General features: G+C 71.8%; 8 protein-coding genes. 2 read left to right on the forward strand and 6 right to left on the reverse strand.

The genetic code is table 11. From position 1 onward, the window contains the following. Positions 1-80: 80 nt before the first annotated feature. From ABZT47_RS09480 to ABZT47_RS09505, 6 genes are all read right to left on the reverse strand, one after another. Positions 81-1,202: a DegT/DnrJ/EryC1/StrS family aminotransferase gene (locus tag ABZT47_RS09480; protein WP_354838045.1), complete on the reverse strand. Its 1,122-nt coding sequence runs from the start codon at positions 1,200-1,202 to the stop codon at positions 81-83. After that, entirely contained in the window at positions 1,199-2,359 is a 1,161-nt protein-coding gene (locus tag ABZT47_RS09485; RefSeq protein WP_354838047.1) for a glycosyltransferase, read from the reverse strand. The genes ABZT47_RS09480 and ABZT47_RS09485 overlap by 4 nt, the downstream gene beginning before the upstream one ends. Continuing rightward, complete coding sequence (locus ABZT47_RS09490) at positions 2,356-3,339, reverse strand: NAD-dependent epimerase/dehydratase family protein (protein ID WP_354838049.1); 984 nt, start codon at positions 3,337-3,339, stop codon at positions 2,356-2,358. Before ABZT47_RS09490 ends, ABZT47_RS09485 begins: the two co-directional genes overlap by 4 nt. After that, positions 3,336-4,373 (reverse strand): Gfo/Idh/MocA family oxidoreductase, encoded by a 1,038-nt coding sequence (locus ABZT47_RS09495; protein ID WP_354838051.1) that lies wholly within the window; start codon positions 4,371-4,373, stop codon positions 3,336-3,338. Before ABZT47_RS09495 ends, ABZT47_RS09490 begins: the two co-directional genes overlap by 4 nt. A gap of 133 nt (positions 4,374-4,506) precedes the next feature. Further along, positions 4,507-8,493: a DUF4082 domain-containing protein gene (locus tag ABZT47_RS09500; protein ID WP_354838053.1), complete on the reverse strand. Its 3,987-nt coding sequence runs from the start codon at positions 8,491-8,493 to the stop codon at positions 4,507-4,509. A gap of 240 nt (positions 8,494-8,733) precedes the next feature. Next, positions 8,734-9,393 (reverse strand): class I SAM-dependent methyltransferase, encoded by a 660-nt coding sequence (locus ABZT47_RS09505; RefSeq protein ID WP_354838055.1) that lies wholly within the window; start codon positions 9,391-9,393, stop codon positions 8,734-8,736. 173 nt (positions 9,394-9,566) lie between these two features. On the opposite strand from ABZT47_RS09505, the gene rfbC reads away from it, so the two are divergent. Together rfbC and ABZT47_RS09515 are read left to right on the forward strand one after the other, a co-directional pair. After that, positions 9,567-10,196 carry a dTDP-4-dehydrorhamnose 3,5-epimerase gene (rfbC, locus tag ABZT47_RS09510; protein ID WP_354838057.1) on the forward strand — a complete coding sequence of 210 codons (630 nt, stop codon included), beginning with the start codon at positions 9,567-9,569 and terminating at the stop codon, positions 10,194-10,196. A gap of 314 nt (positions 10,197-10,510) precedes the next feature. Beyond that, positions 10,511-12,220 (forward strand): DUF4082 domain-containing protein, encoded by a 1,710-nt coding sequence (locus tag ABZT47_RS09515; RefSeq protein ID WP_354838059.1) that lies wholly within the window; start codon positions 10,511-10,513, stop codon positions 12,218-12,220. Positions 12,221-12,284 lie beyond the last annotated feature (64 nt).

Raw genomic sequence — 12,284 nt, forward strand, 5'->3', positions numbered from 1 at the left:
GGTCTCCTCGAAGGTGGCGGTACGCGGGACGCCCCCAGGGGAGGCCCCCTGGACGGGAGGGCTCCCCTGGGGGCGAGAGGTCAGGTTCGCGCGGCGGCGTGCAGGGCCTCGACGACCTGGTCCTGCTCGGCCTCGGTCATGGCGTGGAACAGCGGGAGGATCAGCGAGTTGGCGGTGAGCCACTCGGTGTGCGGCAGCTCGGCGGCCGGGACGTCCGCGTAGGCGGGTTCCAGGTGGGCGGCCATGATGCCGCGCCGGGCGGAGACGCCCCGTTCGGCGAGGAAGCCCAGCAGGTCGTTCCTGCTCATCGGGAAGCCGGCCGGCAGGGCGATCCAGAACGACTGGTAGTTGGTGCGGCCGTGGTCGGTGTCGCCGGCGGTGGTGAGGCCGGGGATGCCGGCCAGCAGCTCCTGGTAGCGGCCCGCCAGCGCCCGCCGGCGCGCGACGAGCTCGGGGAGCCTGCGCAGCTGCACCAGGCCGACCGCCGCCTGCAGGTCGGTCATCCGGTAGTTGAAGCCGACCTCGGTGTACTCCTCAGGCGCGGTGGAGCCGCTGGCGTGCCGGTCGGCCGCGCTGACGCTCATGCCGTGCTCGCGCAGCCGCCGCGCGCGGGCGGACCACTCGGGGTCGTCGGTGGTCAGCATCCCGCCCTCGCCGGTGGTGAGCAGCTTGCGGGGGTGGAAGGACCAGGCGGCGACGCTCGCGCCGGCGCCGACCGGCCGGTCGCGGTAGAACGACCCGGCGGCGCAGGCGGCGTCCTCGATGAGTGCGAGCCCTTCGTGCACCAGGCGGATGTCGTCGACGTCGGCCGGCACGCCGCCCTGGTGCACGATGATCACCGCGCGGGTGCGGGGGGTGCGGGCGGCGTCGATGGTCTTGGCGGTGAGGTTGCCGGTCGCCGGGTCGATGTCGGCGAACACCGGAGTGGCCCCGACGTACCGCACGACGTTGGCCGTCGCGATGAACGACAGCGAGGGGACGACCACCTCGTCCCCGGGGCCGACGCCCGCGAGCACCAGGGCCAGGTGCAGCGCGGTGGTGCACGAGGAGGCCGCCACCCCGTGCCCGGCCTCGACGCTCGCGGCGAACGCGCGCTCGAACTCGGCCACCCTCGGCCCCTGCGCGACCCAGCCGGAGGCGATGACCTCGCCGACGGCGGCTTGCTCCTCCGGGCCGAACCACGGCCGCATCACCGGGATCATCGCCCGGCCACCTCCCTGATCTCAAGGCCGAGAAGATCCGCCAGCAGGCGGACCCTCTGGTTCCAGTCGTGCCGTGCCGCGAACGCCCGCCGCGCCTCGGCGAGCGCGGGCGTGCGGGGGGTGCCGAGCTCGGCCGTCACGGCGGCGGCGAAGTCCGCCGGGGTCCGCGCGACCGCGATCAGCGGCCCGGCCGAGAGCCAGGCGGTGGCGGGCAGGTCGGTCGAGACCGCGGCCCGGCCCGCCGCCAGGTACTCCAGCGTCTTCAGCGGGAAGCTCGCCCGGTTGAAGGCGCTGTCGGCGTAGGGCGTGAGGCCGACGTCCATGACCCGCAGGTAGGACGGCAGTTCCTCGTACGGCTTGCGTCCCACCCAGTGCACGTTGGGGCGGGCGAGCAGCCGCGGCCACCGCTCGGGCTCGTAGTCGCCGGACCGGGGGCCGACCAGCACCAGCGGCGCCCCGGTGGCCGCGACGGCCTCCAGCAGGGCGATGTCGATGCGGGCGTTGATGTGCCCGACGAACCCGGCGGCCGGCGTCGCGGCCAGCTCGGCCGGCAGGTCCGCGGGCAGAGCGGCCTGGTCGATGTCCCGGTAGGCCGACACGTCGCACCCGTTCGGCACCAGTGCCGCCGTGCGCCCCTCCCGGCCGAGCCGCTCCACCAGGTCGGGAGAGACGACGGCGACCGCGTCCGCCCGCGAGGTCATCCGCCGCTCGGCCGCCGACAGCCGGGCGGCCGACATCCGGATCAGCGAGGCGCCCGCCACCAGGTCGTCGGTGAGGTACCGCACCGTGCGCGCCCGCGGCGCGAGGTCCAGCAGGTCGGTCGTCCCGGCCACGACCACCGCCGTCACGGCGCCGCCCACCCTGCGGGCGGCGGCGCGCACGGCACGGCGGGCCATCGTCGCGGTGATCCGCTCGACGCCCCTGCGGTAGGCCGCGGGCGGCGCGACCGGGCTGAGCCGCCACAGGCCGGCGTGGACGCTCCGCAGCACGTGCCCGGCCTGCCCGGTCTCGGGGTCGCGGAGCCCGGAACGGACCGGCCGCGGCGGGTCGACGTACAGCACGTCGGTGAACGCGCTCAGCCGGTCGGCCATGTGCCGGTCGGTGCCGCTCACCCCGTCGTACCGGGTGCCCGCGCCGTAGACCAGCAGGTCGCTCACCGGGCCTTCTCGGCGCGCCACCAGGCGACCAGCCGGCGCAGGCCCTCTTCGAGGTCCACCTCGGCCTTCCAGCCGAGCCGCTCGGCCGCCGCGCCGACGTCGGCCAGGCGCCGGGTGACGCCGTTGACGGCGCGGGCCGGGCCGAACTCCAGCCCGAGGTCGCTCGCGTCCATGACGGCCATCAGCGCCTCGGCGAGCCCGCGCAGGCTGGTCTCGGTGGCGCTGGCGATGTTGAAGACCTCGTCGGTGACCTCGCCCGACGCGGCGAGCAGGTTGGCGCGGGCGATGTCCTCGGTGTAGACGAAGTCCATGGTGGCCAGGCCGTCGCCGAGGATCAGCGGCGGCCGGCCGGCCTCGATGCGCTCCATCCAGCGGATCAGCACCTCGGTGTAGAGCCCGTGGATGTCCATGCGGGGGCCGTAGACGTTGAAGTACCGCAGGGCCACGTAGTCCAGGCCGCGCATCGCGTGGAAGCTGCGCAGCAGCCCCTCGTTGAAGGTCTTGGCCGCGCCGTACAGGGTGTCGTTGGCGTAGGGGTGGTGGTCCTCGCGGGTCGGGAACTCGGTGGCCAGGCCGTACACCGAGGCCGAGGAGGAGGCGACGACCTTGCGCACGCCGGCGTCGGCGGCGGCCTCGACGACCTCGTAGGTGCCGTCCACCAGCACCTGCAGGGCCAGGCGCGGCTCCTCGGCGCACTGGGTGATGCGGATGGCGGCCAGGTGGAACACCACGTCCATGCCCTCGGTGAGCGAGCGCACGAGCGCGGTGTCGCGGATGTCCCCCTCGACGACGCGCAGCCGGCGGGAGTCTCCGGCCGCGGCCTCGGCGGCGGCCAGGTTGGCGCGGCGCCCGCGGACGAAGTTGTCCAGCACGACCACCTCGCCGGCGCCGGCGGCGAGGAGCTGGTCCACGACGGTCGAGCCGATCGTGCCCGCGCCCCCGGTCACCAGGCAGCGGCTGTTCTCAAGTGCCGAGATCATCGAGTGGTTCCCCCAAGGTCGATTCGTCTGCCGTCATTTTGGATGCTTCGCCCCGCCGCTTCCAGGAGCGCGAGCACGCGCAGTCCCGACCTGCCGTCGGTGAGCGGGGCCCGGCCCTCGGCGATGGACGCCGCGAACTCCGCCATCACCCCGCGCAGCGCCTCGCGCTCGGGCAGGGCGGGTACGACGACGTCACCGGTGCGATAGGAGATCAGGGCCGCCCGGCGCTCGTCCTCGCCCGCCGCGGCCAGGTCCACCCCCCGGTCGTACACCGACAGGCGCTGGGCGGGGTTGACGTCGTCCCACACGATGGTGCGGCGCGAGCCGCCGATCACGGTGGTGCGGATCTTGGTGGGGCTGAGCCAGTTGACGTGGACGTGGGCGATGGCCCCCGACGACAGCCACAGGGTCAGGTACGCCAGGCACGGCCGGCCCGCCCCGATCGGGTCGGAGGTGTGCGCCGCCACCGCGACCGGGGCCACGCCCTCGGGGAGCACGAAGTCCAGGATGGACAGGTCGTGCGGCGCCAGGTCCCACAGCACGTCCACGTCCGGCTGCACCAGGCCGAGGTTGATGCGCACCGAGTCGACGAACTGCACCTCGCCCAGCTCGCCGGAGGCAACCAGGTCGCGGATGCGGCGCACCACGGGCGTGTAGCAGAAGGTGTGGTCGAGCATGAGCACCCGCCCCCGCTCCTCGGCCAGGGCCACCAGTTCGGCGCCCTCCTCGTAGGTCGGCGTCAGGGGCTTTTCGACCAAGACGTGCTTGCCGGCCTCCAGGGCGGCGCGCACCAGGTCGAAGTGCGTGCGCGCCGGGGTGGCGATGGCCACGGCCCGCACGTCCGGGTCCTTGAGCACCTGCTCGACCGAGGAGGTGGGCCGCACGGTGGTGTAGCGGCCGAGCACCGCCCTGGCGCGGTCCTCGTCCAGGTCGCACAGCCACTCAAGGCGCAGCTCCGGGGTCGCCATCGCGTTGCGCACCAGGTTGGGGCCCCAGTAGCCCGCACCGATCACGGCAAGGCCGATCGACGTCAAGGCGGCTCTCCTGTCCTGTAGGTCGGGGATCGGGTGGTGTGTCGGTCTTCGGTGACGCGGGTGGTGCGGGCCGGATGCGGTCCGGTCGCCGGCGGGGTCCCGCCGCCGATCGAACCGCACCCGGATGACGGGACTAACTCGACGGGGTGAACAGCACGTCCACCCAGTAGTTGGCCCCGTTGAAGCTGGCCGACGGGAACCCCGAGTCGGTCCCGTACCGGTAGACGCCGTTGCCGCCCGCGGGTCCGCCGTTGGCCGCCGCGGTCAGCGGGGAGTTGGCGTACGGCCCGGCGTTGAAGTACGCGCCGTCGCCCGCGTAGTGCCCGTTCGGCGCGTGGTAGCTGGCGACGTACACCTGCCCGGCCACGACGTCCACCGGGGTGGCGAACTGGAGGGTCTGCCAGCCCGAGGCCGACTCGTTGACGAAGGTGCCGGTGGCCAGCGGGGTGCCGGTGGCGCTCCACAGGTTGCCGACGTGGGCGCCGGTGTTGCCGGCCCCCTTGTAGAAGCGGACGCCGGTGACCTGGCCGTCCATCTCGGCGGTGAACTTCACCCCGACCTCGACGGCGTCCGCGTCGGCGTTCGACGGGTTGGCCGGGACGGCGTTGCTCGCCCAGATCGAGCACGGGCAGCTCGCCGGGCCGCCGGTGGTGAACGACCACGACGTCGTGGTCATGGAGTTGTCGGCGTCGTCGAGGGCGCCGCTCACCGTGACCGTGTACGTCGTGCTCTGCGCCAGCGGGGAGTCGGGGGTGAAGGTGAGCAGCGTGCGCGCCTCGTTCAGCGACCGCGTGCCGGCGACCGCCTGGTTGGCGGCGTTCTTCACCGTGATCGTGGCGGTGTTCTCCTTGATCGGCTCACTGAACGTCGCGGTCACCGCCGTGCCGGTGGCCACGCCCGTGCCGCCGTGGTCGGGCGACTTGAGCGTGATGTAGGGCGCGGCGGTGTCGGCGAGCCGGGTGAAGATGACGTCCACCCAGTAGTTGGTCGCCCCCCACGACTGGTCGGGGTAGGACCGCGTGCCGTACTTGTAGACGCCGTTGCCGCCGCTGGTGCCGCTCGCGAGCGCGCGCAGCGGAATCGCGGTCACCGCCGAGGCCAGCCCGTTGCCCGTCCCCGAGTAGTGGCCGTTCGGCGCGTGGTAGGAGGCGACGTAGGTGGTGTCCTTGGTCACCGGCCACGGCGTGCCGAAGTACACCTCCTGCCAGCCCTGCGTCGACTCGTCGGTGAAGGTCGCCGTGGTCAGCTCCGCGCCGGTCGAGGACCACAGGGTGCCGGTGTGGGTGCCGGTGTTGCCCGCGCCCTTGTAGAACCGGATGCCCTCGATGAAGCCGTCGGTCGCCGGCTGGAACTTCACGCCCACCTCGACCGAGCCGGAGTCGTTGACGCTCGGGGTGTCGGGCACGGTGACGTCCGGCCAGATGGTGCACGGGCACAGCCCGGCCGTCCAGGTCTTCGCCGTGGTGAAGGCGAAGGTGTACGGCTGGGTCATGGTGTTGTTCGCGTCGTCCTTGGCGCCGGACACCGCGACCGTGAACCGCTCGCCGGGCGCCAGCGGCGCCGACGGCACGAAGGTCAGCGACTTGCGGGAGGCGTCCAGCGACACGGCGCCGGCGACGGTCGCCTGCGTGGCGTCCTTCACCGTGAACGTCGCGGTGCCCGCCTGCACCGGCTCGCCGAAGGTGACCTTCGGCTGCACGCCGGTCGGCACGCTGGACGAGCCGGGCACCGGCACGGCGGAGGTGACCGCCGGCGGGTAGACGTCGTTGACGGTGAACACGACGTCCACGTAGTAGTTGCCGCCGTTGAAGGTCTGGTTGGGGAAGCCCGCCCCCGCCCGGTAGACGCCGTTGCCCGCCGTGCCGGTGGCGGCCGGCGCGGTCAGCGGCGCGTTGGTCAGCGGCTGGTAGCGGAAGAAGTTCGCGTCGGCGGCGTAGTGGCCGTTCGGCGCGTAGTACGAGGCCACGTACTCGGTGCCGGCGGTGACGAACACCGGCGAGGCGAAGTTGAGCTTCTGCCAGCCGGTCGAGGTCTCGCCGGAGAAGGTGCCGGTGGCCAGCGGGTTGCCCGCGGTGTCCCACAGGGTGCCGGTGTGGGTGCCGGTGTTGCCGGAGCCCTTGTAGAACTTCACGCCGGTCAGGTAGCCGTTCACCGCCGGCTTGAAGCGCACGCCGAGCTCCAGCGCGCTGCCGTCGTTCTCGGCCGGGTTCGCGGGCTGGGTGGAGGAGGTGAACAGGCTGCACGGGCAGTCGACGGTGACGTTGCGGGAGGCCTGCGCGCCGATGTTGCCGCTGTCGTCGGCGGCGCGCGCCTTGATGGTCGTCGCGCCGACTCCGGTGACCTTCCACGTGTAGGTCCACGTGCCTCGCCCGGTGGCCGGGTGCCAGGTGGCGCCGCCGTCGGTGGAGACCTCCACGGCGCCGACCTGGCCGCCGACGTCGGAGGCGGTGCCGCTGACGGTGACGGTCGAGCCGTTGTTCACCGTCACCCCGGCGGCCGGGGCGCTGATGGCGGCCGACGGCGCGGTGGTGTCGGTGGACTTGACCGCGGTGCTCAGCCCGGAGGTGAGCGACTTGGGCTGCACCCCCATGTCGGCGAACAGGTTGACCGTCGCCTGCTTGATGTTGAGGTTGCTGTAGTCGTTGTCGTCGTAGCTGTCGTGCTCGCCGTCCAGGCCCCACGACCACTGCACCGTCCCGGCGCCGAACACCAGGGCGCCGCTCGGGGCGCGGTAGAACGTGATGCGGTGGGTGGCGCTCTTCTGCGCGACGTTGGTGCCGTAGTCGATGAGCACCTGCTCGGCGGTCGCGGTCGTGCTCGACATGGGCACCAGGCCGGCGGGCCGCGAGCCGTTGTCGAGGTCCTCGTCCCACTCGTACCCGACGACGCCCGGGATGTTCACCGAGCCGGTGATCTGGCCGCCGACCCCGGTGCCGCGCCAGAAGCGCATCTTGCCGTCGGCCACCGGCACGGTCAGCGGGATGCCCTCGCAGCCGTTGTCGGAGGTCGTGCAGTTGACGGTGAACAGCGTGCCGGTCAGCGCGTTCTCGGGCCTGCCGCCGTCGGCCGGCGGGCTGAACCGCGGGTCGCGCCAGGTGCCCGTCCAGACGTTCGCCGTCGGGTCGATCTTGGCGTTGGCGTGGGTCTCCTTGTAGGAGACCAGCGTGCGGTAGGAGTTCTCCCAGCGGGTCTTCCAGTAGACCTCGTTGCCGCTGAAGAAGGCGAGGTTCACGCCGTTGTCACGGGCGTTCTCGAAGGCCGCGCGCTCTTCGCCCGACCAGTACTCGTCGTGGCCCACCGACAGCACCGACTTGTGGGTGAGCAGCGTGGCGGGGCTGCGCGCGGCGTCCAGCGACGACATGTACGACACGTTGTAGCCGTTGGCCTCCAGCCAGCGCACCATCGGGTACTCGTTGGCGAAGACGAAGTCGCGGCCCCAGGGCGTGGACTCACGGGTGTTGAACGGGCGGTTGTAGCTGACCTTGACCGCCCGGCCCGGCGCGATGACGCTGTCGCCCCGGTAGAGGCTGTTGAGCACCTTGTTCGGGTTGTCCTCGGTGGCGGTGATGTCGCCCCAGGAGTTGTAGGCCTGCCAGGTGCTGTCGGAGGTGCGGAACAACACGTCGGAGGTGCTCGCGTCGTCTCGGACCACGAAGACGATGTGGGTGTCGTCGTTGGTGTCGGTACGGATCACGTGGGCGAAGTAGATGCCCGAGACGGACGTGGTGGGAACGGTCCAGCTCGCCGCCGTGCCCCAGCCACAGGCGACCTCGCCGGTGGTGGTGTTCTCGGGGCAGTGCGGCTGGTTGCGGGAGACCGAGGTGGTGGCGGGCACGGTGATGACCTTGCGCGCGCCTTTGCCCTGGTAGTACCCCATGCGGTAGATGTCCACCTGCAGGTTCAGCGCGGTGGACCGGATCTTGAAGTTGATGGTCTGGCCGACGTTGACGCTCATCTGGTCGCCGTAGCCCTCGACCGTCCCGTGCGGATTGGTGTCCCACTCCGACCGGTCGCTGCCTGTGATCTCGTTCTCACAGGTGATCTTGTTGCCGCCCGCGTCGCAGGGACCCATCGCCTGCGCCGGCGCGGCGGGGGTCGACAGGAGTGCGGCGAGAGTCAACGCCGCTGCTGCGAAAGCCGACCTGTGTCGGCGCGCGGCACTGCGCGATTTCATGAAGCTCCCACGTGATTTCGAAAAGGGTCGCTTGCCCCGGTGGTGCTCACGCTGTGGAGCGTGGTCCCGACGAGAACGACGTCCGGGCGTGTGGACCGGTTTACGCGGTGCCGCCAACCGCGGTCACATGCGTCCCATCCGTAACACGAGGGCACTGACGCGCGTGCCGCGCCCGCCCGGCCGGGGTCAGCGGGCCTGGACCGCGATGACCGACTTGACCAGACCGCCGAGCCGCTCGAACCGGATCTGGGAGGAGGGGAAGTAGTGCCGCATCTCGGTGATGCTGAGCAGCTCGACCTCCATCACGATGTTGCGCGCCGCCTCGCGGTCGGAGGTGGGCGTGTGCACCAGCGGCCAGCGGCGCAGCAGGGACGTGCGCACGGCGATGGGGAGGTACTGGAAGCCGGGGAACAGGAAGTGCGGCTCCACGGGGAAGTAGCGGTAGGGGGTCTGCACCCAGTGGCGTCCGGCGAGGCGGTGCACGGAGTCGGCGAACATCTGGCGGCGGAGGTGCCCGCCGACGTGCTCGATGACGGCGTTGGAGAACACCAGGTCGTACTTGGTGTCCAGGATGGCGGCCGGCAGCTCGCAGGCGTCGGCCACGTCGGCCCTCAGCCAGCCGGGAAGCTCCGTCGGGGGCTTCTCGAGGTTCACGACGTGCACGTGGGCCGGACGCACCGGCGCGCGCAGCCAGGCGCCGGCCGTGCCGCCGAGGTCGATGACCGACATTTCCGACAGGTCGGGGAAGCTCTGCGCGAACCAGTTCCATCGACGGGCCCGCGCCTTGGCGCCGAGCGAGTCGGGGGCGTCGACGAAACGGCTGCGCAGCGCGTTCAGACGGCTCATGGTCTCTCCTTGGCGAGGAGTGCGATGGGGGGTGTGGAGCTGGCTGCCATTGGCTCCGCTGGTTGGGCACGTTCCAACGGAACCGCCCAACTATCGCACGACCCGGTCCGGACGCAGCACGCGCCGCCGTCATTCGATAGCGCACTGAGATCGGAGCTGTCACGCTTGGCCTCGTGGAACGATTGAAGATCGAAGACACCTACCTGCTGACCCCCGCCGTCCACGAGGACGACAGAGGGGCCTTCCTCGAGTGGTACCGCGCGGACCGGCTGTCGGACCTCGCCGGCCATGACCTGAGGCTGGCGCAGGCCAACTGCTCGGTCTCCCGGCGCGGCGTGCTGCGCGGCGTGCACTTCGCGGACGTGCCGCCGGGGCAGGCCAAGTACGTCACGTGCGTCAGCGGCAGCGTCCTGGACGTGACCGTGGACATCCGGGTCGGCTCGCCCACCTTCGGCATGTGGCAGGCCGTGGAGCTCGACGACCGCACCCGGCGCGGCGTCTACATCGGCGAGGGGGTGGGGCACGCCTTCATGGCGCTGAGCGACCGGGCGACCGTCGTCTACATGTGCTCCGAGCCCTACAACCCCGCCGGGGAGCACGGCCTGCACCCGCTGGACCCCGACCTCGGCATCGAGTGGCCCGCCGATGTCGAGCCGCTGCTGTCGGCCAAGGACGCCGCCGCGCCCACGCTGGCCGAGGCGCGCGACAAGGGGATGCTGCCGCTGTACGAGGACTGCCTCGCGCACTACGCCGGCCTGCGCGCGGCCCGCGGGGCCGGAGCCGGAGTGGCGCACACGCAGTGATCATGAGGTGACGGGCGGTTTTGGGTGTGATGAATCCGGCGATTGTGGCATCGAAATCCCGGTTCTCATGCTGATTTAGCGCTATTGCCGGGATAAAAGGCGGGATCTGGTTGTCTCGTCGTTTCCCAACCGCAACAATGGCCTCGACTTGAACATGATCGGAGTCCGGCGTCCGCGAGCGCCGGAGGTGGAGGCTCGGGCCAGTGAGCGATTCCCGGCACGCGGACGGACGGCGCCCCCGGCGCCCCCGGCGCCGCGCGGCGTCCGCCGAGACGAGATCGACCGGGTCACGCCGTTTCCCCGTCACGGGATGGGTGACCCTGCTGGCCGGGGCGGCGGTGCTCGGGGCCACCGTGACCGTGGTGGTCGTCAACCGTGAGACCACCGCGCCGCCGGTCGCCGCCGCCCCCGTCGCGGCGGAGGTGACGCTGGAGACCAGCCTGTGGAAGTCGCGCAAGGTGAAGGCCGCCGTCCAGGACGAGCACACCCCGCTCGAACTCGGCACCCGCTTCAAGGCCGCCCGCGACGGCGAGGTCGCCGGCATGCGGTTCTACAAGCCGGCCGCCGAGCGCGGCACGCACCGCGGCAGCCTGTGGGGCTCCGACAGGAAGCTGCTGGCCAAGGTGAGCTTCACCGGCGAGACCAAGAGCGGCTGGCAGCAGGCGATGTTCGACCGGCCCGTGCCGATCGTCGCGGGCCGCGTCTACACGGTGTCGTACCACACGACCAACGGCGGGTACGTCGCCTCGCCCGGCGTGTTCGACGAACCGGTCGTCTCCGGGCCGCTGACCGCGCAGGCGGGGGTGTTCGCCCCCTCCGCCAAGGCGGCCTTCCCCTCGCGCGTGCACCACAGGCGGGTGAGCTACTGGGTCGACGTCATCTTCCGGCACCGGGAGCGCCACTACCCGCGGCCCTCCGACTCCCCGGCGCCGGGCGACCCGAGCGTCTCGCCGACCTCCTCGCCCGAGGGCTCGGCGAGCCCGACCGTCAGCGAGGGGCCGACCGGCGGGGTCACCACCACTCCCACGGCCGACGGGTCCCCGAGCCCCTCGTCCAGCCCGACGCGCAGCCACACCTCCGACGCCTCGGAGTCGCCGACCGCGAGCGGCACGCCGAAGCCGTCCGTCAGCCCGACGCCCAAGGCCTCCCCGAGCGCCACCCCGAGGCCGTCGCTGACCCCGGACCCGACCAGGCAGCCCACCAGAGAGCCGTCCGCCACCCCCAAGCCGACCCAGACCACCACCCCGCCGCCCGCCGGCGGCTTCCCCGGGGCCGGTGACACCGGCGTGCCGTCCGGCGTGAGCCTCAAGGACAGCAAGTCGATCACGGTCACCAAGGACGGCACGGTGATCGACGGCATGGAGGTCAAGGGCGAGATCAACGTCGAGGCCGACGATGTGACGATCCGCAACACCCGGGTCGCCGCGGCGCCCGGCGACTGGGGCATCATCCAGCGCAGCGGGCACAGCGGGCTCACCGTCGAGGACACCGAGGTGTTCGGCGACGGCAAGCAGCGCACCCAGTTCGGCATCCTCAACCAGGGCGGCGACCTGACCGTGCGCCGGGTGGACATCCACACCATCAGCAACGGCATCCTGACCGAGCAGGGCCTGATCGAGGACTCCTACATCCACGATCCGAAGTACTACTCCGGCGACCACACCGACATGATCATGTGCACCAGCGGGCCGCCGTCCGGGGCCAAGCTGGTGATCCGCGGCAACACGGTGGTCAACACGCTGGAGCAGACCGGCGCGGTCGCGCTCTTCCAGGACTTCGGCGTGGTCCGCAACGTGACCGTCGAGGGCAACTTCCTGGCCGGCGGCGGCTACACCGTCTACGGCGGCGCCGGCAGCAAGGGCACCTCGTCCAACATCAAGGTCGTCGGCAACGTCTTCAGCAAGGACGTGTGGGCCAAGGGCGGCTACAACGGCCCGGTGGCCTACTGGGACAAGGACGGCTCCGGCAACGAGTGGAAGAACAACGTCTGGGAGGACGGCAAGACCGTCCCCGAGGGCGGCTGACCCGGCCCCGGGCCCATCCCGGAGAACGCCGGAGGCCCTCCACGCCGTGGCGTGGAGGGCCTCC

Source organism: Sphaerisporangium sp. NPDC005289 (genome assembly GCF_040607455.1).
GTDB lineage: Bacteria > Actinomycetota > Actinomycetes > Streptosporangiales > Streptosporangiaceae > Sphaerisporangium > Sphaerisporangium rhizosphaerae.